This window comes from Rhodobium gokarnense (assembly GCF_025961475.1).
GTDB lineage: Bacteria > Pseudomonadota > Alphaproteobacteria > Rhizobiales > Rhodobiaceae > Rhodobium > Rhodobium gokarnense.
In genome coordinates this window covers 335,330-358,576 of the sequence record NZ_JAOQNS010000004.1, presented here as the reverse complement: position 1 = coordinate 358,576, position 23,247 = coordinate 335,330, and the positions used below count along the sequence as shown (strand labels likewise).

The following is a 23,247-nucleotide window of genomic DNA, read 5'->3' as shown; positions in this document are numbered from 1 at the left end:
GCGCGGTTACATGGCCTTGTAGGCGTCGATGACGGCCTTGCCTTCCTCGCCGGCGCTTTCCAGCCATTCGTTGGTCATGGTCTCGCCGATCTCCTTCAGCTCCTTGACCAGCGTGTCGCTCGCCGGGCCGACGGTCATGCCGCCTTCCTTCAGGCCGTTGAGGGTGAACTGGGTGTAGTCCTTGGAGCGCTGCAGGCCGTTGGCCTTGGCGGTGGCGGCGCAATCGCGGAACACGGTCTGCGTCGCCTCGTCGAGCCCGTCCCAGCTATCCTTGTTGACGAAGATGGCGTTGCGCGGCAGCCAGGCGTCGACCTCGTAGAAATGCGACAGGTGCTCCCAGACCTTGCGGTCGTAGCCGGTGGCGCCCGACGAGATGAAGGCCTCGGCAACGCCGGTGGCGAGCGCCTGGCTGAGCTCGGCCGCTTCCACCTGCACCGGCAGCATGCCGGTCAGCTCGGCCATGCGGGCCGTCGCGGTGGAATAGGAGCGGAACTTGATGCCCTTGAGGTCGGCGACGGAGTCCACCGGCTTGTTGACGTAAAGCCCCTGGGGCGGCCACGGCACGGAATAGAGATAGACGAGGTTCTGCTCTTCGAGCGCCTTGGTGACGGTGTCCTGCGCCGCCTTCCAGAGCTTTTCATGGGCATCGAACGAGGTCGCCAGGAACGGGATGGAATCGACGCCGAAGATCGGGTTCTCGTTCTGGTGGGCGGAAAGGAGCCGTTCGCCGATCGGCGCCTGGCCGGTCTGCACGGCGCGCTTGATCTCGTTGCCCTTGAACAGCGAGCCGGACGGATGGGTGACGACCTCGATGGCGCCGTCGGTGCCCTTGGTCACGCAGGCGGCGAATTCGGCGGCGTTTTCGGAATGGAAGTTGGTCGCGGCATAGGCGAGCGGCATATCCCACTTCTCCGCCAGGGCGGACGTGGCGCCGACCGCGACGAGTGCAGTCGTCGCAAGAAGCGTTGCAAGTCGTTTCATCGGTGTTCTCCCTCTATTGGACGGCATACTGGTCCGCCTGATCCTATTGAAATCGCGAAGGTGCATAGGGTGCAAGGTCGATATTCGGCGTCTTGCCGGAAATCATCTGGGAAAGCAGTCGGCCGGTCTTCGGCCCGCCGGTGAGGCCCACATGGTGGTGGCCGTAGCCGAGATAGACGTTCTTGGCGCCCGGCACCGGGCCGATCAGCGGGATGGAGTCCGACGGTGCCGGCCGGTGGCCCATCCATTCCTCGGTCTTTTTCCAGGTGATGCCGGGGATCGCCGCCTTGATGTTGCGCATCAAAAGATCGAACGGCGCGCGCGAGGGCGATGCCTCAAGGCCGCCGAACTCCACGATGCCGGCCAGCCGGAGCCGGCCCTCCATCGGCGTTGCGACGAACTTGCCCGACGCGATCATCGACGGCGATTTCGGCATGACGCTCGGCTCGAAGAGCTCGATGTGATAGCCGCGCTCGCTTTCCAGCGGCACGGTAAGGCCGAGCTTTGCCGTCAGCCCCTTCGACCAGACGCCCGTCGCCAGAACCGCGGCCTCGCACGGGATCGTCTCACCGGCCGCGCGCACGCCCGTTACCTTGCCGTTTTCCCGAACGAAATCGGAGACCTCGGCGGTGATCCGTCTGCCGCCGTTTGCGACGAAATGGGCAGCAAGGTCCTTCACATAGCGCCCCGGATCGGCGATCCGCCCGTGGTTCTTCAGCACCGCGGCAAACCCGATTTCCTTTGCGAACACCGGGTCATAGGCCTGGAATTCAGGCCCCTCCAGCTCATCCCATTCGAAGCGATGGAATTTGCGCACCGACCAGCCGAAGGCGTCTTCCTGGAAATGAGCGCGGTTGCGGTAGAGATAGAGATAGTCGCTCGGCACCAGCCATTTTTCCGCCGGCGTGCCGGCGGCCAGCGCCTGGTGGTCGGCAAGGCTGTCGCCGATGATCGGGCAAAGCGCCTCGGCGATGCGCTTGGTGTCCCTGGCGTTGGCGTGGCTGATATAGCGCAGCAGCCAGGGCATCAGCTTCGGCAGGTACGACCATTTCAGGAACAGCGGCTCGTTCGGGCTGAACAGCATCTTCGGGGCCTTCAGGAACAGCCCCGGCACGGTCACCGGCACGACGGCGCAGGAGGCAAGGATGCCGCCATTGCCGTAGCTCGTACCGTCGCCCGGCTCTCCCCGGTCGATCAGCACCACGTCGTGGCCGTCGCGCTGCAGCCACAGCGCGCTCGCCACGCCGACAATCCCCGCACCGACGACCGCAATTGTCTTGCGGCCGGCCTCCCGGTCTGTTGCACCCTCAGCCATGTTGTTCCCCTGGCGCTTTTGCGCCTATTGCGGTCATCGTATCACCGACGGGTCTTTTAACAAGAAAACATCGATAAATTATCGATGAATACTGTCGCACCGGCTCAGGCCACCCATTCCGAGACCGGCGCCGCCGCCTCGTGCAACGGCTGGGAAATCACGTCGACCAGCGTCGGCCCATCATGGGCAAGCGCTTCTCTCAGCACGCCCGAAAGGTCTTCCGGATCCTCCACCCGCCACGACTTGATGCCGTAGGCGGCCGCCACGGCGGCATGGTCGGTGCGCGAGAAGTCCACATTGTAGAAGCGCTGGCCGAAGCCGGAATTCTGGCCGGCCTTGATCCAGCCGAAGACGGAGTTGGAAAAGACGATCGAGGTGATCGGCATCCGGTGCCGCGTGATCGTCTCGAACTCGCCGACGCAGAAGCCGAAGGAGCCGTCGCCCATCACCGCCACGGTCCTGACGTCCGGCCGCCCCACATGGGCGCCCATGGCGGCCCCGAGGGCGTAGCCCAGCCCGCCATGGCCGCGATTGGTGATGAAGTGGCGCCCGGCCTTGCGCCAGCGATAGTGGGCGGAGAAATAGGGGCACGGCGTTCCCGGATCGGCAACGATGATGGCGTCGTCATCGAGGAGGTCGGAAAGCGCCTGGATGACCCGCTCCGGGCGGATCGGCGTCTCGGCGCTCGCCGCCAGCGGCGCGAACTCGGCGAGCTTCGCCCGCCAGGCGGCCTCTGCCCGCGCGCGCCCGTCCTGGGACTCGGCCGCGCCCATTGCCTCCAGTTCGGCGTTGAGGGCTGCAAGCGCGAGCCGCGCGTCGGCCGCTATGGCGACCTCCGTCGGATAATTGGCGCCAATCACCATCGGATCGCTGTCGATATGGATGACCGGGCGGCCCGGCGGCGGCGAGCGCCAGCGCTCCGTCGTCACCGAACCCGTTCGGCAGCCGATGAAGACGACGAGGTCGGCGGCATCGACGACGGCGCGGGTGGCCGCGACCCCGCCATTGGAGCCGACGACGCCGAGCGCCTGGGGATCGGTCTCCGCGATCGCCCCCTGGCCGGATACCGAGGTCGCGACCGGCAGGTCGAGCCGGTCGGCAAGCGCCTTCAGTTCGGCCGCAGCACCCGAAATCACAGGGCCGCCGCCGCAGACGAGGACGGCGGAGCGCGCATTGGCGAGAAGCTTCGCCGCCTCCCGGATAGCCGCCGGATCGGGCGCGGCGGGTTCCGCCGGAAACGTCCTGTGCCGGTCGTCGACCCAGATCTCTTCGCCGTCGACCGGCGCCTTCTGGGTGTCGAACGGAAACGCCAGATGCGCCGTCCCCGGCCGCCCGGTGGTCATCGCCCGGAACGCGGCCCGGACCATCGCCGGCAGCCGGCCGGCATCGTCCAGCGAGGCGTTCCATTTGGTCAGCGGCCGGAACAGCGCCGTCTGGTCAAGCTCGGTCAGCGCATAGCGGCCGCGCGACGTCGTCGAGACGTCCGTGGTGATGGCAAGGATCGGGATCGAGCTCTCGTTGGCTTCGACGACACCGGGAAGGATGTAGGTCGCCCCGCCCCCCGACGGGCCCTCGCAGACGCCGGGCCGTCCGGTCACGCGCGCATAGCCGTCGGCCATATAGGCCGCGTGCCGTTCGTCGCGGGTCAGGAAATGGGTGATGCCGTGGTCGAGCCGGGAGAGCGCATCGTAGAACGGCAGCGTGGTGTCGCCGCAAAGCCCGAACATGTGCTTGACGCCGTGGCGCTGGAGCATGAGGACCATCGCCTCCGCCCCGGTCAACTGGTTGGAAAAGGCCTGGCCCATGTGACGCTGGAACTCCTTATGCCCTGACCTTTTGGTGGTATCGTTGTCCCGGACCATTAAGAGTAGGCACGGCCTTGGCCATGGGGTCAAGCAACTGAAAGGAGTTCCCATGAGGGTAACGGGTGGCAAATCGATCTATGGCGCTTCCGTCGGCATTCTGATGCTGGATGCCAAGTTTCCGCGCATCCCCGGGGACATGGGCAATGCCGAGACCTGGCCTTTCCCGGTGCTCTACCGGGTGGTGCGCGAAGCCTCGCCGGACCGGGTGGTGCGCAAGCGGGCCGAGGGCCTGCTCGATGCCTTCATCCGGGCGGCCCGCGATCTGGTTGCCGACGGCGTCGACGGCATCACCACCAATTGCGGCTTCCTGTCGCTGTTCCAGCAGGAGCTGGCCGATGCCGTGGAGGTGCCCGTTGCCACCTCGTCCCTGATGCAGGTCAACCTCGTCAACCAGCTCCTGCCGAAGGGCCGGCGCGCCGGCATCCTGACGATTTCCGGCTCGACGCTGACCGAGGAGCACCTGACCAAGGCCAACGTGCCGCTCGACACGCCGATCGGCTCGACCGAACGCGGCCGGGAGTTCAGCCGCGTCGTCCTGTCCGACGAAATGGAAATGGATGTGGAGGCCGCCCGCCGCGACAATGTGGAGGCCGCCCGCGACCTGCAGGCGGGAAATCCCGACCTCGGCGCCATCGTCCTGGAATGCACCAACATGATGCCCTATGCCGACGACATCAGGGTCACCACCGGCCTGCCGGTGTTCTCGATCGAGAGTTTCGTGACCTGGTTCCAGGGTGGGCTCCGGCCGCGCCGCTACCCGCTCAATCACCTGTAACAGCGGCAGTTCATCGAGAGGCCGAGCGGCGGCAACCACCCTCCCCGTCGCCGCATCGGCCGTCACATATCGGGATGGAATGAACGCCGGGGCCCGGCGCGAGGCGTCAGGCCGGCTCTTTCTTCTTGGCGAGGATATAGTCGCGGTACTTCATGTCCTCGGTCATGATGTGGTTGCGCAGCCATTCCACCAGAAAGTCGTTGACCACCTCGCCGACCTGGAACGGGCTTTCCGCGGCCCGCCGGTAGGTCTTCTTGATGGTCTCAAGCCATTCGACGAACGCCTTGTGCTCCTCGATATGGTGCTTGAGGTCGGGGAAGCCCTCCTCGCGCATGTAGATCTCCTCGCGCGCGAAGTGCTCCTCGGCGTAATCCTCCAGCTCGGCGATGATCTCGGCCATGTCGATTTCGCTGCGATCGGCATGCTGCAGCATGTCGATGAGCTCGAACAGGCCCTTGTGATCGTCGTCGATGGCCTCGTCGCCGACGCTGTATTCCTGTGACCATTTGGATTCGATCATATGATGAAATCCTAGAGCAATCCGAGCGCAAGCCAAGGGAAGAGGATGAGAAGACCGAGCCGGACCATGTCGGAAAGGACGAACGGGAAGACGCCCTTGAAGATCTCCCGGATCGGGACCTCAGGCGCAACGGTCTTGATGACGAAGACATTCATGCCGACCGGCGGCGTGATCAGGCCGAGTTCCACGGTGATGACCGAGATGACGCCGAACCAGATCGGATCGAAGCCCGCCGCAATGACGATCGGGTACACCACCGGCACGGTCAGGAGCAGCATGGCGATGCTGTCCATGACGCAGCCGAGCAGCATGTAGAGCAGCAGCACCGCCAGGAGGATGGCGTAGGGCGGCAGGCCGAGCCCGCCGACGAACTCGACCAGCGTGAAGGAGATGCGCGACACCGTCAGGAAGGTGCCGAAGATCTCCGCGCCGATGATCATGAAGAAGATCATGGCCGAGAGGAACAGCGTCTCCTCGATCGCCTCGCGGAACTGGGCCAGCGTCATGCCGCGGAAAAGGGCGATGAAGAAGGTGCCGGCGGCGCCGACGGCGGCGGCCTCGGTCGGCGTGAAAAAGCCGCCATAGATGCCGCCGATGATGAAGGCGAAGATGCCGCCGAACGGGGCAAGGCCCTTCAGGCCGACGATCTTTTCCTTCAGCGTCGTCGGATCGCCGGGCGTTGCAAGGTTCGGCCTGAGGGCGACGAGGATGGCGATCGCCACACAGTAGAGGATAAGCCCGAGGATGCCCGGCATGATGCCGGCGATGAACATCTGGCCGACCGACTGCTCGGTGATCAGCGCATAGAGCAAGAGCGCGATCGACGGCGGGATCATGATGCCGAGCGTGCCGCCGGCGGCGAGCGTTCCCGTCGCCAGCGACGATGCGTAGCCGCGCTTTCGCATCTCCGGCAGGGCGACCCGGGCCATGCTGGCGGCGGTCGCCAGCGACGAGCCGGAAATCGCGGAAAAGACGCCGCATGAGGTGACCGCGGCAAGCGCCATTCCGCCCCGCCAGCCGCCGAACAGCGTCCGCGCCCCGGAGAACAGCTCCGCCGACATCTTCGCCTTGGAGGCGAACACACCCATCAGGATGAACATCGGGATCGGGCTGAAATCGAAATTGGTCAGCGTCTCGAACGGCCCGGTATCGAGGATCGAAAAGGCCGGCGGGAACGCCACGATGAGGCCGAAGCCGATAAAGCCGGTGGCCGCCATGGCCAGCGAGACCGGACAACGGACCGCGATCAGCGCCAGCATGCCGGCGATACAGATATACCCAATCACCGACGCACTCATGAGGTCTTCAGCCCCTTGCCGATTTCATCGATCGCAACGAACAGGCCGCGCAGGCCGAGCATGAAGGTGGCGAACGCGCTGATCGCGTAGATGTAGGTGAGCGGGATCAGCAGGTCCTGGGTGGTCTCGCCGGTCATGGCGACCCGCCCGACGCTCTCGTAGAAGCGGGTGGCCATGGCGAACCCCAGGAAGCTGAAGCCGAGCGTATAGATGCCGGCGAGCAGCATCTTCAGCCGCTCGCTCATGTTCTCGGTGAAAAGGTCGACGATGACCTGGCCGCGGCTGACCGAATAGGGCAGCGCGAACAGCACCATGAACAGGAGGCTGTAGCTGACGATCTCCACGCCGCCGCGGATGGTCAGATCGAGGGCGCCGTCCGTCGCCCCGAACAGGGCGCGGGTGACGACCTCGATCAGCACCGTCACGGCCATGACGATGAGGAGAACGCCGGCCACCATGTGCATGGCGTGCGCGATGCGGCGGACGACGTTCATTGCGAGGCGCACGATCGCTTAACTCCCCTCGTCCGGCGGCCTACAGGCAGCTCTGGGCCAGTTCCAGGGCCCGGTCATAGACCTTCTGGCCGGGCAGGCCCTTGTCCTGAAGCTCCTTGATATAGGCTTCGGTGGCGCCGGTCAGCGCCGGCTTCCAGTCCGGGTTCTCGATGCCGCCCTCGACCTCGATGATCTCGTGGCCGGCCTCCTCGGCCTGCTTGCGGCCCTTGACGTCGAGCGCATCGAAGACGTCGCCGCCCTTGCCGGACCATTCCTTGCCGCTGTTGTCGTCGATGACCTTCTTCAGATCGTCCGGCAGGCCGTCATAGACGCGCTTGTTCATGGTGACGACGAAGGAAAGGGTATAGAGGCCGCCGACCTCGGTGTGGTGCTCGGCGAGCTCGTTGAGGCGGAACGCCAGCGCGCCCTCCCAGGGCAGCGCCACGCCGTCGATGACGCCGCGCTGCATCGACTGGTAGGACGCCGGGGCCGGCATGCCGACCGGCTGGGCGCCGAAGTCTTCCAGGAGCTTGGCGACGACGGTGGTGGGCCGGCGGATGCGCAGGCCGGCCAGATCGCCCGGCACCTTGACGGTCTTTTCCGCGGTATGGATCAGGCCCGGTCCGTGCGTCATCAGGAACAGCGGATGGGTATCGGTGTACTCGTCGGCGAGCAGGCCCTCGTCATAAAGGCCCTGCAGGATGCAGGAGCCGTGCCGGCCGTTCTTGGCAAGGCCCGGCAGTTCCACGATCTGGGTCAGCGGGAAGCGGTTCGCCGAATAGCCCTGGATGGTCATGGTGGCGTCCATGATGCCGGTGGTCACCGCATCATACTGTGCCGGCGGCTTCGCCAGCGTCGAGGACGGATAGATCTCGACCGAGATGCGGCCCTCGGAATCGGCCTCGACCTTCTCGCCCCACTTCACCAGGAGGTCCTTGTGGATGCCGGCGACGGACGGCCACAGATGGCCGAGGCGGATGGTGACGTCGGCGGCACTGGCCGGCACGAAGCTGGCGAGCGCAACGGCCGTCGCCGCTGCGGCAGTCATCAGAATCTTTTTCATTGTGCTCTCCCTTTGGGTTTCCTTAGGTGTCATCCGGACGGTTTTTTTCTTGGCGCGTCCGTCCGGTGGTTGCGGTCGTCAGAGTTCGCTTTCCGCGAACTCCTCCGTATCGATTTCCTGTTGCGTGCCGGCCGGATAGCGCGGGCCGTGCACCGTCTTCTCGTTGATCAGCGCCTCGCAGCGGGCAATCGTCTCCGGCGTCAGCGCGATCTCCGCCGCGCCCGCATTTTCCGCCAGGTGGTCGAGACTGGTGGTGCCGGGCAGCGCGATGATGTGGTCGGCCTTGGCGAGCACCCAGGCAAGCGCCAGCTCGGCCATGGAACAGCCGGTGTCCCTGGCGATTTCGGCAAAGCCGTCGAGGAGCGCAAGGTTTTTGGCATAGGTGTCCGGCTGGAACCGCGGCATGCCCTTGCGCAGGTCCTTGTCCTCCAGGACGGCGACGTCCCGCAGCGTGCCGGTGAGAAACTTGCGGGCGAGCGGCGAGAAGGCGACGAAGGCCGCGCCGATCTCCGCGCAGGCCTCGATGACGCCAATCTCCGGGTTGCGCGTCCACAGCGAATATTCCGACTGCACCGCCGTCACGGGGTGGACGGCGTGCGCCTTCTTGACGGTGGCGGCCGAGACCTCCGACAGGCCGATCGTGCGGAGCTTGCCTTCCTGGACCATATCGGCAAGCGCGCCGATGCTCTCCTCGATCGGCACCCTCTTGTCCCAGCGGTGCAGGTAGCACAGGTCGAGGACGTCGGTGTTGAGATTCCTCAGCGAGTTCTCCACCGTGCGGCGCATGACCTCCGGCCGGCCGTTGATCTCACGCTTGCCCTCGTCGTTCCTGTCCATGCCGCACTTACTGGCGAGCAGGAACTCGTCGCGCCGCGCCGACAGCGTCCTGCCGACCAGCTTCTCGTTCGCGCCGAAGCCGTAGAGCGCGGCCGTGTCGAACAGGGTGTAGCCGCGGTCGAGCGCCTTCAGGAGCAGCTCCGACCCGGCCTCCTCGCCCGGCGGCGTGCCGTAGGCGTGGGACAGGTTCATGCAGCCGACGGCGACCGCGGAACTGTCGAAGGGGCCGAGTTTGCGCTGCTGCAAGACTGTCTCCGCTGATATCGCCAAGGACTGGCTGGCTTAGGACTGGCCCATCTAGGACTGAAATGACTTCTCGATCTTGTCGAGAGTTTCCATCGCCGGCAGGCACTGCGCAACCGATCCGTTCGGCTCACGGCCTTCCCCGATGGCCGAGACGAACTCCCGGTCGATCAGCTCGATGCCGTTGTTGGAGACGGCGACGCCGGAAAGATCGATCTGTTCTTCCTTGCCGTCGAAGAGGTCGTCGTAGCGGGCGATGTAGGTTCCGTTGTCGCAGATATAGCGGAAATAGGTGCCGAGCGGGCCGTCATTGTTGAAGGAAAGCGACAGGGTGCAGAGCGCCCCCGACGGCACCTTCATGACGATGCCCATGTCCATGGTGATGCCCAGCTCCGGATGCACGGGCCCTTGCACGCCCATCGCCTCCGACGCCGCCTCGCCGGTCTGGTACTGGAAGAGGTCGACCGTGTGGCAGGCGTGGTGCCACAGGAGATGGTCGGTCCAGGTGCGCGGCTCGCCGAGCGCATTGAGGTTGGAGCGGCGGAAGAAATAGGTCTGCACGTCCATCTGCAGCACCTTGATCTCGCCGGCCTTGATCTTGTTGTGGATCCACTGGTGGCTCGGGTTGAAGCGCCGAACATGGCCGGCCATGGCGGTCTTGCCCGTCTCCTGCTGGACCTTCACGACTTCCCGGGAATCCGCCAGATTGTCGGCCATCGGGATCTCGACCAGCACATGCTTGCCGGCCTTCATGCACTGGATCGCCTGGGCGGCATGGATCTGGGTCGGGGTGGCAAGGATCACCGCCTCCACGTCGTCGCGGGCAAGGCTCTCGGCGAGGTCCTTGGTGGCGTGCGGGATACCGCGCTCGGCCGCAAAGGCGTCGATGTCGTCCGGTCCGCCGCCGACGACGGAGGTCACCTCGACCTCGTCGATCTTGGCGAGCGCATCGAGATGCTTTCGCCCGAAGGCTCCGGCGGCGCCAGCAACACAGATTTTCATCGATAGAGCTCCAATTGAATTTCTGGAGGGCATGCCGCGGTCGACGATCGTCGCGCCACATGCCCCATTCGGTCGGTTTGCGGCGCGGCCCCGTTCGGTCGCGCACGCTGCAAGGTCATTTCGGCTCCAGCACCAGGTGCCCGACGGCCGTATTGGAGGCCGGGACGTGGTAGTGCCGGTGCAGTTCGGTCACGTTATCGCCGAGCGCGCCGCGCATCACCAGCCACATGACCAGTTCGATGCCCTCCGAGCCGGCATCGCGTAGATAGTCCACATGGGGGATCGCCGCCGCGGCCGCCGGATCGTGCACCAGGAGGTCGAGGAACTTCTGGTCGAATTCCGGATTGATCAGCCCGGCGCGCTGGGCCTGGAGCTGGTGCGACATGCCGCCGGTGCCGAAGACGACCACCCGCATGTCGTGCGGGAAGCTCTCGATCGCCTTTCGGATCGCCTTGCCGAACTGCAGGCAGCGATTGCCCGTCGGGGGCGGGTACTGCACCACGTTGACGGCCAGCGGAATGACCGCGCAGGGCCAGGCATGCGGCTGGCCGAAGGCGAGCGACAGCGGCACGGTGAGGCCGTGGTCGACCTCCATGTCGTTGACGATGGTGATGTCGAACTCATCGAGGATCACCGACTGGGCGATGTGCCAGGCAAGTTCCGGATGGCCGTGCACCGTCGGCACCGGCCGCGCGCCCCAGCCTTCGTCGGCGGGCTGGTATTCCGCCGCGCAGCCGAGCGCAAAGGTCGGGATCAGTTCCAGCGAGAACGCCGTCGCATGGTCGTTGTAGACGACGAAGGCAACGTCCGGCTTCAGCTCCTCGATCCACTTCCTCGACCATTCGTAGCCGGAGAACACCGGCTGCCAGTAGGGCTCCTCGGTCTTGCCCTGGTCGATGGCAACGCCGATCGCCGGCACATGGGAGGTGGCGTATCCGCCGACAATCTTAGCCATTGTCCCAGTCTCCCTTGGTCCGGTTGCCCTCGATCGGCCGGCCGCCCGCGACCATCATCTGGCGATAGGCGTCGCGGTCCATGCCGGTCATGATCGCGGCAAGGTCCTGGAAGGTGATGCCGTCGGTCGCCGCCAGCTTCGAGGTGTAATAGATGTTGCCGCCGAGCCGCAGCATCTCGTTCCAGTCGCGGCTCAGCACCGCCTGGCGCTGTTCCGCCGACATCGGATATCGGTCGAGATAGGCCGCCTCGTCGGCAAGGAACGCCTCGCGGTTCTTTGCCTGCCGCAGCGACATGCAGAACATGTTGAGGTGATAGCCCTGCCGGGACTGCTCGGCGTCGAAGACGAAGGTCCCCGGGATGTCGTGGTAGTCGTTGCCGCTCATGCCGCGTCCTCCCTGGATATCAGCTTGGCGATCAGCGCATCGGCGAGCGCCTGGTAGTCCCCCTCCCCGTCGGTCCCGAAGTCGGCCTTGATCTTGAGATCGCCGATCTGCTGTTGCCAGTCGACGGTCGCCCGGGCCATCCGTCCGGTCAGCCCCAATTCGTCGACGGTCACCGCCACTTCGCGCATTTCCGCTGCCCGGCGAAGCCCGTGCGTCGCCGACCGCTCCAGCATGTAGGCGGCGCGGCGCGCGAACCCGAAATCGGGGAAGGTGTCATCGAGCGAGGCCAGAACCACCTCGTCGACGCCTGCACGCCGGCCGGAAAGCACGCATTCCAGGAACAGCGCCTCCAGCCCCTTCATCATGACCGAGCGGATCATCTTGATCGACGAGGCCGCCCCGACGGCGCCTTCGACGATGGTCGCGGACATGCCAAGGCTCGAAAGCGCCTCAAGGCCCGCCTCGGCGTGCGGGCCGCTGATCAGCATCGGCGCCTTGTGGCGCTTGGGATAGACCGGTGCCACCACCGCCGTGTCCACATAGCGGCCGCCGGCCGCCTCGATCGCCTCGGCCGCCTTCCTCTTGGCGCCCGGCGAGCAGGAATTGCAGTCGAAATAGAGCGCGCCCTTCGCGATATTCGCCGCAGCGCCCTCCGCCACGATCCGCGCCTGGTCGGCGGTGACGGTGGAAAAGACGAGCGCCGCACCCGAGAGCGCGTCGGCCGCGCTGTCGCATCCGATGATGCCGACGCGGGCATAGTCGGCGCGCTTGCCTTCGGCGATGGCCGCATCATCGCTGTCGGTCTTGATGTCATAGGCGCGGACGGCGCCCGCATCGACGCCCTCCTCCGCGAGCCAGCCCGAGGCGATGGCCTCGCCGGCTTCGCCGAACCCGATGAACGCCGCTGGATGATCTGTCGTCGGAGCCTGTCGCACCGTTTTCTCTCTGGTTGTGGAACGTGATCTCCCCGAGGAACCTTCTGGAACTTTCCGGGACGTTCCTGTCAGTCTTTTAGCATTCAAACTTTCAAGACCGAAATTGATTAGGCTTCATCGCTATTCAAATTTTGAATAGAGAAAATGTTATCTGCCGTATCTTTTTGCAGCCCCTTGCGGGCTTTGGCAACCCTCACGCGGCCTCCCCTCCGGCGCTGAGACGACCAGCCTCGCGCAGGCAGTCGAGGAACCGGTTCTGGGTGACGGTCGGCCGCCAGCCGCGGCGGAGCGTGATGCCGATCGGCCGCCACATGCCCTCCGGCAGGTCGACATCGAGCGGCGCCAGAAGCCCCATGTTGCGCTCGTGGCGGATCTGGTGCGCCGAGGTCAGCGTCAGCCGGTCGCTCTTCAAAAGGAGCTCGCGGATCAGCACCATGGAGCTCGACTCCACGATCGATGCCGGCATCGGCCGGCCGGAGAACAGCCGGTCGAAATAGGCCCTGGTCGGCGTGTTTTCCCGCGGCACGGCCCAGGGATAGGCGGCGAGATCGTCGAGCGTAATCCGCGCCTTGCCCGCCAGCGGATGGTCGGTGCGGGCGACCACCAGCAGCGGGTCGGAAAAGAGCGTTTCCTGGGAGACGTCGTCGATCGGCACGGGATCGCGCAAGGCCCCGACGAGGAGGTCGATCTCGCCGTGGCGGAGATCGTGGAAGAGGTCGTTATAGGGCCCGTCGACGACACTTACCCGCACCTCCGGCCGCTCGCGCGTCAGAAGGTTGATCGCCGCTGGCAGCACATAGGCGCGCGGCAGCGGCAGGGCGCCGACGACGATCGTCGCCGCATCGATGCCGAGCGTTTCCTCGATTTCCGAAAACCCCTGCTCCAGCTCGGCGAAGGCGAGCTTGACCGCCTGGGAGAGCGCGACGGCCGCCGGCGTCAGCTCGATGCCCTGGCTGGTCTTGGAGAACAGCGCTAGACCCGAGAGCCGCTCCAGGTCCCGCGCCGCCCGGTGCAGCGTCGGCTGGGATATCCCCACATTGCGCGCGGCGAGGCTGAAATTACCGGCCCGCGACACCGCGACGAGCGCGCGAAGCTGCGCCGTCGTCAGCAACTGGTCGAAATTGGCAAAGCCGCGGCCGCCCTTCTTTGCGCCGATTCTGACGGCCTCGCGTGCGCCGCTACGAATGAAACCGAGCGCCCGCTCCGAGCGCTCCAGGAACATCAGCCCCGTCTCGGTCGGGATCATGCCATCGCTGCGCCGCTCGAAGAGGGCCGTGCCGAGCTGTTCCTCGAGCTTGGCGATCGCCTGGGTGATCGCCGGCTGGGAGAGGTGCACCCGTCCCGCCGCGCCGCTGACGCTTCTGGTGGCGGCAACCTCGCGAAACGCGCGCAGGTGCCGGAAATTGGGAACCCTCATATTCATTTTTTCTTGAGTGCCTAAAAACTGCCAGCTCCGTATTCACTCGTATATAGCAGTTTCTTATAGCGGATGAAAAACAATCAAATAGCTTTTCCGCCCCGATTGCGGATGATAGCGATCGCACTAATCCCCGGCCACACGCACCCCCAGGGATAAATGCAGGAACGATCCCGGCCCTGCCCCGCAAAACATGAAGAGGCGTCGATGACCGACACAAAAACCGCCCTCGTAATCAGTGCCCATGCCGCCGACTTCGTCTGGCGCTGCGGCGGCGCGATCGCGCTCCACCAGGAAAAAGGCTACGAGGTCACCATCGCCTGCCTCTCCTTCGGCGAGCGCGGCGAGTCGGCAAAGCTGTGGAAGCAGGACGGCATGACGCTGGAAAAGGTGAAGGCCGCCCGCAAGGGCGAGGCCGAAGCCGCCGCCGCCGCCCTCGGCGCCCATGACATCCAGTTCCTCGATGCCGGCGACTATCCGCTGGCCCTGGACCGCGACCAGAAGTTCCAGCTCGTCGACCTGATCCGCAAGGTCCAGCCGGCCTTCATGATGAGCCACTCGCTCTACGATCCCTATAACACCGACCACATGTACGCGACCAACGTCGCCATGGAGTGCCGGATGATCGCCCAGGCCTGGGGCCATAATCCGGGCGAGAAGGTGCTGGGCGCCCCGCAGCTCTACCTGTTCGAGCCGCACCAGACCGAGCAGATGGGCTGGAAGCCCGACGTCTTCCTCGACATCACCCCGGTCTGGGACAAGAAGCGTGCGGCCATCGAATGCATGCAGGGCCAGGAGCATTTGTGGACCTACTACACCAACGTGGCGGAAAACCGCGGCAACCACTTCCGCCGCAATTCCGGCGGCCAGGCCGGCGGCCGGGCGGCGAAATATGCCGAGGGCTTCCAGTCGATCTATCCCCGCACCGTGGATGAACTGTGATGGGAGGCGTTGTCGTTCGGAACGTCGCCCGCGCGCCCCGCGAGATCGTCGAGGCGCTCGGCAAATGCGGTGTCGCCACCGTCCATGAGGCGCAGGGGCGAAAGGGGCTGCTTGCCCCCTACATGACGCCGATCTATTCCGGCGCCCGCCTCGGCGCCTCGGCCGTCACCATCTCCGCGCCTCCCGGCGACAACTGGATGGTCCATGTGGCGATCGAGCAGGTCAAGGACGGCGATATCCTCGTCCTTGCCCCCACGTCCCCCTGCGAGGACGGCTATTTCGGCGATCTTCTCGCCACCTCCATGCGCGCCCGCGGCGGCCTCGGTCTCGTCATCGATGCCGGCGTCCGCGACGTGCGCGACCTCACCGAGATGGGCTTTCCCGTCTGGTCGAAGGCGGTCCATGCGCAAGGCACGGTCAAGGAAACCGTCGGCTCGGTCAATATCCCCGTCGTCTGCGCCGGTGCGCTGGTCAATCCCGGCGACATCATCGTCGCCGATGACGACGGCGTCTGCGTCGTTGCCCTTGCCGAGGCCGAGGAGGTCCTGAAGAAGGCCCAGGACCGCGAGGCCAAGGAAGAGGACAAGCGCAAGCGCTTAACGGCCGGCGAACTCGGCCTCGACATCTACGGCATGCGCGAACGGCTCGCGGAAAAGGGCCTCAAATATGTCTGATGGCATTCGCTGCATGTGGATGCGGGGCGGCACCTCCAAGGGCGGCTATTTCTTAGCCAACGAACTACCCGCCGACCTTGCCGCCCGCGATGCGTTCCTGCTCGGCGTCATGGGATCGCCCGACCCGCGCCAGATCGACGGCATGGGCGGCGCCGACCCGCTCACCTCCAAGGTCGGCGTGGTGAAAAAATCGGAGCGCGACGGCGTCGACGTCGACTATCTGTTCCTGCAGGTCTTCGTCGACCAGGCCATCGTCACCGACACCCAGAACTGCGGCAACATCCTTGCCGGCATCGCCCCCTTCGCCATCGAGCGCGGCCTCGTCGCCGCCAAGGACGGCGAGACGCCGGTGACCATCTATATGGAGAACACCGGCCAGATCGCCGTCGCAAGGGTCCAGACGCCCGGCGGCACCGTCACCTACCGGGGCGATGCCTGCATCGACGGCGTGCCGGGAACGGCGGCCCCCGTTCCGGTCAGCTTCCGGGACACGGCCGGCTCCACCTGCGGCGCACTGCTGCCGACCGGCAATGCGGTCGATGTCGTGGAGGGCGTCGAGGTCACCATGATCGACAACGGCATGCCCGTCGTCGTCATGCGCGCCTCGGACCTCGGGATAACGGGAACGGAAAGCCGCGCGAAGCTCGACGAGGACGAGGCCCTGAAGGCGCGGCTGGAAAAAATCCGCCTTGCTGCCGGGCATCTGATGAACCTCGGCGACGTGACGGAAAAATCCGTGCCGAAGATGACGATGGTCTCCAAGGCGACCAAGGGCGGGGTGCTATCGACCCGCACCTTCATCCCCCACCGCTGCCACGCGTCCATCGGCGTCCTCGGCGCCGTCAGCGTCGCCACCGCCTGCATGCTGCCGGGCAGCCCCGCGGCCGAGATCGCCGAGATCCCGGAGGGCACGCGCAAGACGCTTGAGATCGAACACCCCATCGGCGCCATGTCCGTGGTGGTGGAGGTCGACGGCGACGGCGCCGTCCTCGATGCGGCGATCCTGCGCACCGCGCGCAAGCTGTTCGACGGAATTGTCTTTGCGCCCTGAGCGCAACGGAGTTTTTGATGAGCTACATGCCCTTTCACCCGAACCCGTCGAAGCCGGCCTTCACGCCGCCGGTCGGCGCGGTCGATGCCCATTGCCACGTCTTCGGACCGGCGGACAAATTCCCCTTCGCACCCGAGCGCAAATACACGCCGTGCGATGCCTCCAAGGAGCAGCTTTTTGCGCTGCGCGACCACCTCGGCTTTTCGCGCAACGTCATCGTCCAGGCGACCTGCCACGGCAAGGACAACCGCGCCCTTGTCGATGCCTTGAAGACCGCCGGCGACCTTGCCCGCGGCGTCGCCTCGGTCGGCCCGGACGTCAGCGATGCGGACCTTGAAGAGATGAATGCGGCCGGCGTCCGCGGCGTGCGCTTCAATTTCGTCAAGCGCCTCGTCGATGCCACGCCCAAAGAGGTGTTCTTGGGGATCGCTTCCCGCGTCGCCGAGCTCGGCTGGCACGTGGTGGTCTATTTCGAGGCCGAGGATCTGGAAGAGCTGATCCCGTTCCTGAAAGAAATCCCGACCACCATCGTCGTCGACCATATGGGCCGCCCGGATGTCGCAAAGGGCGTCGACCACCCCGACTTCCAGCGCTTCGTCGACCTGATGGCCGACGAAGAAAAGGTTTGGACCAAGGTGAGCTGCCCGGAGCGGCTCAGCGTCGAGGGGCCGCCCGACTACAGCGATGTCGTGCCGTTCTCAAGGCTCCTGGTCGGGCGCTTCACCGACCGGGTGCTCTGGGGCACCGACTGGCCGCACCCGAACATGAAGAGCCACATGCCGGACGACGGCAAGCTCGTCGACGTCATCCCGAAGATTGCGCCGGAAAAAGACCAACAACAGGCGCTGCTCGTCGACAACCCCCTGCGCCTTTACTGGAGCTGACAAGGACTTAACGGAGAGGAACCGCCATGCCGCACCACAAGGAGCCGATCCCGGGCACCGTCATGTTCGACGGGACCCAGGCGATGAAGGGCTATGCCCTCAACAAGATGTGCTACTCGTTCAACAACAAGGAAAACCGCGAGGAATTCCTCGCCGACGAGGAGGCCTACATGGACAAGTACGGCCTCAACGACCAGCAGAAGCAGGCGGTCCGCGACAAGGTCGTGCTCGACCTCATCGCCGCCGGCGGCAACATCTATTACCTCGCCAAATTCGCCGGCATCTACGGCCTCAACGTCCAGGACGTCGGGGCCCAGCAGACCGGCATGTCGGTCGAGGAATTCAAGGAAAAACTGCGGCGCGCAGGGGAGTAGCGACCATGGCACGTATCGTCGGTGGACTGACCACCTCACACATTCCGGCAATCGGCAACGCCATTGCCCGCAAGATGTTCGAAGACCCGTACTGGAAGCCGTTCTTCGACGGCTATCCGCCGGTGCGCGACTGGCTCGACGAGGTCAAGCCGGACGTCGCCGTCGTCATCTACAACGACCACGGCCTCAACTTCTTCCTCGACAAGCAGCCGACCTTCGCCATCGGCGCGGCACCCGAATACAAAAATGCCGACGAGGGCTGGGGCATCCCGACCATAGCTCCCTTCAAGGGCGACCCGGCCTTCTCCTGGCACCTGATCGACAACCTCGTCCATGACGATTTCGACCTGGTGACCTGCCAGGAAATGCTGGTCGACCATGGTTTTGCCGTGCCGATGCAGCTGTTCTGGCCGAACTATGCCGATATAGGCATCAAGACGGTGCCGCTGGTCATCAACACCGTGCAGCACCCCCTGCCCTCGCCGCGCCGCTGCTACAATCTCGGCAAGTCGCTCGGCAAGGCGATCGAGTCCTATCCGGAGGATCTGAAGGTCGTGATCCTCGGCACCGGCGGACTGTCGCACCAGCTCGACGGCCAGCGGGCCGGCTTCATCAACAAGGCCTTCGACCAGATGTGCATGGAAAAGATCGTCGACGATCCCGAGCACTTCCTCGACATGTCGATCCGCGACCTGGTCCTGGAGGCCGGCGCGCAAGGGGCCGAGTTCATCCTGTGGCTCGCCATGCGCGGCGCGCTGACCGGGAAGGTCACGACCCGGCACAGCAACTACCACATCCCGATCTCCAACACGGCGTCCGGCCTTCTTTGCCTGGAAAACGCCGCCTGAGCGGACCCTTTCCACGCACCACTCCGCCGGGCAGTCCACAACGGACACGCCCGGCGTTCTCGTTTTGAGAGAATTCTTTTGGGGGAAACCGCGATGTCCGATCGCAGCCACATGGTCGAGAGCCTGACGCTTGAGGCCGCCCAGACACTGGCCGACACGGCCCTCGACGTCGCCCTGGAAAAGAGCCTCAAGATCCACGTCACCGTCGTCGATGCGGCCGGCCACGTGCTCGTCTACCAGCGCATGATCGGTGCGCCCTTCCCGGCCCGGGAGTTTTCCGAGAAGAAGGCCTATACCGCCGTCAGCTTCAAAAAGCCGACAGCTGGCTGGAAGGGCCGGCTCAACGACAACCCGCACCTCGCCGCCGGCCTCTCCCAGCACCCGAAGGTCGCGATGATCGGCGGCGGCGCGCCGGTGCTCTACGACGGCGCCTGCATCGGCGCCATCGGCATCGCCGGCGGGCTGGAGGGCGACGACATCGAGGTCGTCACCGAAACCCTGAAGCGGGCCGGCTACGAGGTCTGAGCGCCCGGCCCCACCCCTGAGCTCTCCTCACCCCGCCAAGGCGAGGCCTTGTCCGCAACCTGGCGCCGCTAATTGTTTTTCTGAACGCAGTCCCAGACGCCAAGCAGCGCATTCTTCATGGCGCCATTGGGAAATTTCCAGGTCATCGTCCGCTTGCCCTGCTTGATCCGTATCGCCCTCTTGGTGTTCAGAAAAGCCGAGGTCTCCTTGTCGAACGGGACCCTCGTCAGCTTCTCGTCATTGAACATCATCGGCACGGAGTGCTGGCGAAACACCAGGCGCTGCTTGCCATCGAGGATCACGGTGACCGGGAAGCGAGCGACCTTGGCAAAAGACGTGTTCCCCATTCGCTTCGGGCTCTTGAAATGGAAGCTCTTGCTGCCCGACGTCTGCAGTTGAAAGCGCAGTTGACCGGACTTTGAGCGGATCGTTGCGCTGCATCCGGCAAAGCTGTCTCCCAGGAAGTCCCTGTTGACCTTAAAGGGGCCAAAGGACTTGTAGAAAAGGTGGCCGACCTGGGCGCTCGCCGTCGTGGCGGCAAGTGAGCCCGCAAGAAAGCCGAGTAGCACGACGCATTTCTTGAACATGGAATTTTACCCCCCTACAGCGCCCCTCCGGCCGAACGCTCGCGGACGGGAAGGAGGCAGGCGCACGTGAAAAAGCATCCGCATTTCGCCGGACGGGCCGGAGAAACGAGCTGATTTTTATTGGGAGCGCGTCTTGCTGGGAACGCGCTCAGATGAACGGGCGTGGCAGGCAGATGTGGAAGGCGGAATGTGGATGGTCATCCTCGAGAACTGGGAGTCATCCCGGAACATATGGGCCGGAAATTTCGACCGCCACGACCAAGCCATGGAAGCCTAGGTGCGCGGGAAGCTTTTCACAAGTGGAATTGTAATAATACCAAATCCTGCCGACACCGCCCCAAAGGGGTCTCAACACACTACCTCGAACATCAGCCCTGCCCTTCCGCCCGCCGCGCGACGGGTCCGTCGAGGTCGGGCGTCGAAGGAGCGCCGGTGCAGACGGCATGCACGAGGTCGCGAAGCCAGCGATGGGCCGGATCGCCATCGAGCCGCGGATGCCAGAGCATCGATACCGTGAATTCCTCCGATCCGACCGGCAACGGAAAGCATGCCGTCCCGGTGCGGAGCGTCTCGGTATGGCGCTCCGGCACGCAGGCGACGAGGTCGGTTTCCCGCGCCAGGGTGATGGCGGTGGCAAAGCTGCCGACGATGACGGCAACCTCGCGGGCAAGGCCGAGGGCCTCCAGATCGGTGTCTATGGTGGCCGTCTTGCGCCGTTGACGGGCGACGAGGATATGCCCGGCGGCAGCGAAGCGCTCCGGCGTCACGACGCCCGAAGCGAGCGGATGGCCGCTTCTGACGACGCCGACGAAACGGTCGCGAAGGAGCGCCTTCGCGCGCAGTTCCGGGCCCATGTCGGCGCCGACGACGCCGATCTCCAGATCGATCGTGCCCTCGCGCAAGGCTGCGCTGTCCTTGTCCGGCTTCGGCAGGAACCACAGGCGCACGCCAGGGGCCTCAAGGGCGATGCGGGCGATGAGTGCCGGCCCGAAGGTCTCGGTGAACCCCTCCCGGCTGCGAATGCTGAAGGTGCGCTCCAGCCGCGCCGGATCGAGCGTTTCGGCCGGCCTGAGCGCGGCCAGCGCCGCCTCGACCAGCGGCCCGACCTCCTCGCGCAGCTCCAGCGCCCGGGGCGTCGGCACAAGGCCGCGCCCCGCCCGCACCAGCAGCGGGTCTCCGGTCGTCGCGCGAAGCCGGGCGAGCGCGCGGCTCATGGCCGACGGGCTGAGCCGCAGCCGCCGTGCCGCGCCGGCGACGCTGCCCTCGGCGAGCAGGGCATCGAGCGTGACGAGCAGATTGAGATCGGGATGGTCCATGGCGCGAGATTACCACGACCTCCCGCAAATAACATGGCGCTCGATGCACTGATTGAATGCAAATGATGTGTCTTCCGCAATCGATGCCTCCTCCCTAGCTTTCGGGAAAACCCGACGCGCGAGAGAATGGAGGCGCATCTTGAACATCCGAACGGCCGATCCCGCCGCAACCACGAGCCCCGGCGCGACGCGATGGGCGCTCGCCAGTCTGGCGCTTGCCATGCTGATGTCGTCGCTCAGCATCAGCAGCGCCAATGTCGCCCTGCCGACCATCGCCCATGCCTTCGCGGCCCCCTTCGGCACCGTGCAATGGGTGGTCCTCGCCTATCTCCTGGCGGTCACCGTGTTCAGCGTCGGTGCCGGCCGGCTCGCCGATATCGTCGGCCCGCGGCGGGTGCTCGTTGTGGGCATCCTCGTCTTCACGGCGGCGTCGGTCGTCTGCGCAGCCGCGCCCGACCTTCTTGTGCTCGTGATCGCGCGCGGCATCCAGGGCCTCGGCGGGGCGGCCGTCCTGGCGCTGACGGTGGCGATGGTCCGCGCCGCAGTGCCGAGCCATCGCACCGGCAGCGCCATGGGTCTGCTCGGGACGATGTCGGCGGTCGGCACCGCGCTTGGCCCCTCCCTCGGCGGCGCCCTCATCGCCGGCGCCGGATGGCGGTCCATCTTCCTCGTCATGGTGGTGATGGGGATCACGGCGGCCGCCCTCGCCTTGCGGCATCTGCCCGGCGACCGGCAGGCGGGACGGCCGGAGCTGCGGGCCTTCGACATCGCCGGCACCCTCGTTCTGACGCTGGCGCTCGGCGCCTACGCCCTGGCAACAACCGCCGGGGAGACCACAGGCGCCGGGACCGCCGTCCTCGTCGTTGCGGCGATCGCCGGTATCCTCCTGTTCCTGCACATCGAGGCCCGCGCGGCCGCACCGCTGATCGACCTGAACGCCTTTGCCGACCGCTTCCTTCGCTCTGGCCTTGTAACCAATCTGCTGGTCGCGTCGGTGATGATGGCAACGTTCCTGGTCGGGCCGTTCTACCTCTCCCGCAGCCTTGGGCTCGGCGAGGCCATGGTCGGCCTCGTCATGTCGGTCGGCCCGGTGGTCTCGGCGCTGACCGGCATTCCGGCCGGGCGCATCGTCGATCGCTTCGGCGCACCGCGGGTGGCCGTCTTCGGGCTTGTGGAGATGGCAATCGGCGCCCTGTTACTGGCCCTGTTGCCGGGGATCGCGGGCGTTGCCGGCTACGTCGCCGCGCTTGCCGTCCTCACCCCCGGTTACCAGCTCTTCCTCGCCGCCAACAACACCGCGGTCATGACCGGCGTTGCCGACGACCGGCGCGGCGTCGTCTCCGGCATGCTCTCGCTGTCGCGCAATCTCGGCTTCATCACCGGCGCCTCGGTCATGGGCGCCGTCTTCGCCTTCGGGGCGGCGGCTCCGGTCGCCACGGCCTCGGGAGCTGCCGTCGCGGCCGGCATGCGGCTGACATTCCTCGTCGCAGCCGGCCTTATGGTTCTCGCGGTGGTGCTTGCGCGTCGCGGCGGCAGTGGGGACCGCTGAGAGACCCCTGCGCCGGAAGACGCGTGATCGCGGCCGGCGGCCGGTCCGTCAGCTCTGCTCCTCCGGCAGGCGGACGACGAGGCCGTCGAGATCCGCCGTCATCTTGATCTGGCAGCCGAGGCGGGAGTTTGCCTCGCGCTCGGCCACGGTGCAGTCGAGCATCTCGTCTTCCGCCTCGGCGATCTCCGGCAGGCGGTCGACGAAGGCCTCGTCCACATAGAGATGGCAGGTGGCGCAGCCGCAGGAGCCGCCGCATTCGCCCTCAATGCCGGTGACACCGTTGAGGAGCGCCCCCTGCATCAGGCTCCAGCCCTCCGGCAGGTCGACCTCGAACCGGCGGCCGTCATGTTCAATATAGGTTACCTTCGGCATCAAATCGGTCTCCGAAATGCGCGGACCGGTCCGGGCGACA

25 protein-coding genes are annotated in these 23,247 nt (G+C 65.7%); 9 read left to right on the top strand and 16 right to left on the bottom strand.

The genetic code is table 11. The features are described 5' to 3' along the window. Nucleotides 1-6: 6 nt before the first annotated feature. The 3 genes from M2319_RS09280 to M2319_RS09270 all read right to left on the bottom strand — a co-directional run bounded on the left by M2319_RS09280 (nt 7) and on the right by M2319_RS09270 (nt 4,101). Nucleotides 7-981, bottom strand: a complete 975-nt coding sequence (locus M2319_RS09280; protein ID WP_264601174.1) for a TRAP transporter substrate-binding protein — start codon at nt 979-981, stop codon at nt 7-9. Between the two features lie 43 nt (nt 982-1,024). Continuing rightward, the gene (locus tag M2319_RS09275) at nt 1,025-2,296 is read right to left on the bottom strand and encodes an NAD(P)/FAD-dependent oxidoreductase (protein ID WP_264601173.1); all 1,272 of its coding nucleotides are present in this window, start codon (nt 2,294-2,296) and stop codon (nt 1,025-1,027) included. 104 nt (nt 2,297-2,400) lie between these two features. Next, nucleotides 2,401-4,101, bottom strand: coding sequence for a thiamine pyrophosphate-binding protein (locus M2319_RS09270; RefSeq protein WP_264601172.1), 1,701 nt, complete (start codon nt 4,099-4,101; stop codon nt 2,401-2,403). Between the two features lie 109 nt (nt 4,102-4,210). Here M2319_RS09270 and M2319_RS09265 point away from each other — a divergent pair, with 109 nt between their 5' ends. Then, on the top strand, nt 4,211-4,936 hold the full coding sequence (locus M2319_RS09265; protein ID WP_264601171.1) for an aspartate/glutamate racemase family protein: 726 nt from the start codon (nt 4,211-4,213) through the stop codon (nt 4,934-4,936). Between the two features lie 106 nt (nt 4,937-5,042). Here M2319_RS09265 and M2319_RS09260 read toward each other — a convergent pair whose 3' ends face one another. The 10 genes from M2319_RS09260 to M2319_RS09215 form a co-directional block, all read right to left on the bottom strand. Further along, the gene (locus M2319_RS09260) at nt 5,043-5,456 is read right to left on the bottom strand and encodes a bacteriohemerythrin (protein WP_264601170.1); all 414 of its coding nucleotides are present in this window, start codon (nt 5,454-5,456) and stop codon (nt 5,043-5,045) included. A gap of 11 nt (nt 5,457-5,467) precedes the next feature. Continuing rightward, nucleotides 5,468-6,742 carry a TRAP transporter large permease gene (locus tag M2319_RS09255; protein WP_264601169.1) on the bottom strand — a complete coding sequence of 425 codons (1,275 nt, stop codon included), beginning with the start codon at nt 6,740-6,742 and terminating at the stop codon, nt 5,468-5,470. An 8-nt stretch (nt 6,743-6,750) separates the two neighbouring features. Next, the gene (locus M2319_RS09250; RefSeq protein WP_264601168.1) at nt 6,751-7,260 is read right to left on the bottom strand and encodes a TRAP transporter small permease; all 510 of its coding nucleotides are present in this window, start codon (nt 7,258-7,260) and stop codon (nt 6,751-6,753) included. Nucleotides 7,261-7,288: 28 nt separating this feature from the next. Beyond that, complete coding sequence (locus M2319_RS09245) at nt 7,289-8,311, bottom strand: TRAP transporter substrate-binding protein (protein WP_264601167.1); 1,023 nt, start codon at nt 8,309-8,311, stop codon at nt 7,289-7,291. A 78-nt stretch (nt 8,312-8,389) separates the two neighbouring features. Further along, complete coding sequence (locus M2319_RS09240) at nt 8,390-9,394, bottom strand: aldo/keto reductase (protein WP_264601166.1); 1,005 nt, start codon at nt 9,392-9,394, stop codon at nt 8,390-8,392. A 51-nt stretch (nt 9,395-9,445) separates the two neighbouring features. Continuing rightward, on the bottom strand, nt 9,446-10,393 hold the full coding sequence (locus M2319_RS09235) for a Gfo/Idh/MocA family oxidoreductase (protein WP_264601165.1): 948 nt from the start codon (nt 10,391-10,393) through the stop codon (nt 9,446-9,448). Between the two features lie 115 nt (nt 10,394-10,508). Next, a complete protein-coding gene (locus M2319_RS09230; protein ID WP_264601164.1) occupies nt 10,509-11,348 on the bottom strand; it encodes a class III extradiol dioxygenase subunit beta in 840 nt (279 codons plus the stop codon). Beyond that, nucleotides 11,341-11,733 carry a protocatechuate 4,5-dioxygenase subunit alpha gene (ligA, locus tag M2319_RS09225; protein ID WP_264601163.1) on the bottom strand — a complete coding sequence of 131 codons (393 nt, stop codon included), beginning with the start codon at nt 11,731-11,733 and terminating at the stop codon, nt 11,341-11,343. Before ligA ends, M2319_RS09230 begins: the two co-directional genes overlap by 8 nt. Then, nucleotides 11,730-12,668, bottom strand: coding sequence for a DUF1932 domain-containing protein (locus M2319_RS09220; protein ID WP_264601162.1), 939 nt, complete (start codon nt 12,666-12,668; stop codon nt 11,730-11,732). Before M2319_RS09220 ends, ligA begins: the two co-directional genes overlap by 4 nt. A 193-nt stretch (nt 12,669-12,861) precedes the next feature. Next, entirely contained in the window at nt 12,862-14,085 is a 1,224-nt protein-coding gene (locus tag M2319_RS09215; protein ID WP_264601161.1) for a LysR family transcriptional regulator, read from the bottom strand. A 207-nt stretch (nt 14,086-14,292) separates the two neighbouring features. On the opposite strand from M2319_RS09215, the gene M2319_RS09210 reads away from it, so the two are divergent. From M2319_RS09210 to M2319_RS09180, 7 genes are all read left to right on the top strand, one after another. Next, nucleotides 14,293-15,027, top strand: coding sequence for a PIG-L deacetylase family protein (locus tag M2319_RS09210; protein ID WP_264601160.1), 735 nt, complete (start codon nt 14,293-14,295; stop codon nt 15,025-15,027). Then, on the top strand, nt 15,027-15,701 hold the full coding sequence (gene ligK, locus M2319_RS09205) for a 4-carboxy-4-hydroxy-2-oxoadipate aldolase/oxaloacetate decarboxylase (protein ID WP_264601159.1): 675 nt from the start codon (nt 15,027-15,029) through the stop codon (nt 15,699-15,701). Before M2319_RS09210 ends, ligK begins: the two co-directional genes overlap by 1 nt. After that, nucleotides 15,694-16,752, top strand: a complete 1,059-nt coding sequence (locus M2319_RS09200) for a 4-oxalomesaconate tautomerase (protein WP_264601158.1) — start codon at nt 15,694-15,696, stop codon at nt 16,750-16,752. Before ligK ends, M2319_RS09200 begins: the two co-directional genes overlap by 8 nt. A 17-nt stretch (nt 16,753-16,769) precedes the next feature. Continuing rightward, complete coding sequence (locus M2319_RS09195; RefSeq protein ID WP_319801773.1) at nt 16,770-17,636, top strand: amidohydrolase family protein; 867 nt, start codon at nt 16,770-16,772, stop codon at nt 17,634-17,636. 26 nt (nt 17,637-17,662) lie between these two features. Then, nucleotides 17,663-18,010: a protocatechuate 4,5-dioxygenase subunit alpha gene (locus M2319_RS09190; RefSeq protein ID WP_264601157.1), complete on the top strand. Its 348-nt coding sequence runs from the start codon at nt 17,663-17,665 to the stop codon at nt 18,008-18,010. Between the two features lie 5 nt (nt 18,011-18,015). Then, the gene (locus M2319_RS09185; RefSeq protein WP_264601156.1) at nt 18,016-18,858 is read left to right on the top strand and encodes a class III extradiol dioxygenase family protein; all 843 of its coding nucleotides are present in this window, start codon (nt 18,016-18,018) and stop codon (nt 18,856-18,858) included. A gap of 93 nt (nt 18,859-18,951) precedes the next feature. Further along, nucleotides 18,952-19,383 carry a GlcG/HbpS family heme-binding protein gene (locus M2319_RS09180; RefSeq protein ID WP_264601155.1) on the top strand — a complete coding sequence of 144 codons (432 nt, stop codon included), beginning with the start codon at nt 18,952-18,954 and terminating at the stop codon, nt 19,381-19,383. 68 nt (nt 19,384-19,451) lie between these two features. Here M2319_RS09180 and M2319_RS09175 read toward each other — a convergent pair whose 3' ends face one another. Continuing rightward, complete coding sequence (locus tag M2319_RS09175; RefSeq protein WP_264601154.1) at nt 19,452-19,970, bottom strand: hypothetical protein; 519 nt, start codon at nt 19,968-19,970, stop codon at nt 19,452-19,454. 368 nt (nt 19,971-20,338) lie between these two features. Further along, complete coding sequence (locus tag M2319_RS09170) at nt 20,339-21,286, bottom strand: LysR family transcriptional regulator (protein ID WP_264601153.1); 948 nt, start codon at nt 21,284-21,286, stop codon at nt 20,339-20,341. Between the two features lie 139 nt (nt 21,287-21,425). Here M2319_RS09170 and M2319_RS09165 point away from each other — a divergent pair, with 139 nt between their 5' ends. Next, complete coding sequence (locus M2319_RS09165) at nt 21,426-22,835, top strand: MFS transporter (protein ID WP_264601152.1); 1,410 nt, start codon at nt 21,426-21,428, stop codon at nt 22,833-22,835. Nucleotides 22,836-22,883: 48 nt separating this feature from the next. On the opposite strand, the gene M2319_RS09160 is transcribed toward M2319_RS09165, so the two are convergent. Beyond that, nucleotides 22,884-23,207 (bottom strand): 2Fe-2S iron-sulfur cluster-binding protein, encoded by a 324-nt coding sequence (locus M2319_RS09160; protein WP_264601151.1) that lies wholly within the window; start codon nt 23,205-23,207, stop codon nt 22,884-22,886. Nucleotides 23,208-23,247: the final 40 nt, after the last annotated feature.

Coding starts and splice junctions, on each gene's coding strand:
- M2319_RS09280 (WP_264601174.1), bottom strand. CDS start 981: ATGAAACGACTTGCAACGCTTCTTGCGACGACTGCACTCGTCGCGGTC.
- M2319_RS09275 (WP_264601173.1), bottom strand. CDS start 2,296: ATGGCTGAGGGTGCAACAGACCGGGAGGCCGGCCGCAAGACAATTGCG.
- M2319_RS09270 (WP_264601172.1), bottom strand. CDS start 4,101: ATGGGCCAGGCCTTTTCCAACCAGTTGACCGGGGCGGAGGCGATGGTC.
- M2319_RS09265 (WP_264601171.1), top strand. CDS start 4,211: ATGAGGGTAACGGGTGGCAAATCGATCTATGGCGCTTCCGTCGGCATT.
- M2319_RS09260 (WP_264601170.1), bottom strand. CDS start 5,456: ATGATCGAATCCAAATGGTCACAGGAATACAGCGTCGGCGACGAGGCC.
- M2319_RS09245 (WP_264601167.1), bottom strand. CDS start 8,311: ATGAAAAAGATTCTGATGACTGCCGCAGCGGCGACGGCCGTTGCGCTC.
- M2319_RS09235 (WP_264601165.1), bottom strand. CDS start 10,393: ATGAAAATCTGTGTTGCTGGCGCCGCCGGAGCCTTCGGGCGAAAGCAT.
- M2319_RS09230 (WP_264601164.1), bottom strand. CDS start 11,348: ATGGCTAAGATTGTCGGCGGATACGCCACCTCCCATGTGCCGGCGATC.
- ligA (WP_264601163.1), bottom strand. CDS start 11,733: ATGAGCGGCAACGACTACCACGACATCCCGGGGACCTTCGTCTTCGAC.
- M2319_RS09215 (WP_264601161.1), bottom strand. CDS start 14,085: ATGAGGGTTCCCAATTTCCGGCACCTGCGCGCGTTTCGCGAGGTTGCC.
- M2319_RS09210 (WP_264601160.1), top strand. CDS start 14,293: ATGACCGACACAAAAACCGCCCTCGTAATCAGTGCCCATGCCGCCGAC.
- ligK (WP_264601159.1), top strand. CDS start 15,027: ATGGGAGGCGTTGTCGTTCGGAACGTCGCCCGCGCGCCCCGCGAGATC.
- M2319_RS09200 (WP_264601158.1), top strand. CDS start 15,694: ATGTCTGATGGCATTCGCTGCATGTGGATGCGGGGCGGCACCTCCAAG.
- M2319_RS09195 (WP_319801773.1), top strand. CDS start 16,770: ATGAGCTACATGCCCTTTCACCCGAACCCGTCGAAGCCGGCCTTCACG.
- M2319_RS09190 (WP_264601157.1), top strand. CDS start 17,663: ATGCCGCACCACAAGGAGCCGATCCCGGGCACCGTCATGTTCGACGGG.
- M2319_RS09185 (WP_264601156.1), top strand. CDS start 18,016: ATGGCACGTATCGTCGGTGGACTGACCACCTCACACATTCCGGCAATC.
- M2319_RS09180 (WP_264601155.1), top strand. CDS start 18,952: ATGTCCGATCGCAGCCACATGGTCGAGAGCCTGACGCTTGAGGCCGCC.
- M2319_RS09175 (WP_264601154.1), bottom strand. CDS start 19,970: ATGTTCAAGAAATGCGTCGTGCTACTCGGCTTTCTTGCGGGCTCACTT.
- M2319_RS09170 (WP_264601153.1), bottom strand. CDS start 21,286: ATGGACCATCCCGATCTCAATCTGCTCGTCACGCTCGATGCCCTGCTC.
- M2319_RS09160 (WP_264601151.1), bottom strand. CDS start 23,207: ATGCCGAAGGTAACCTATATTGAACATGACGGCCGCCGGTTCGAGGTC.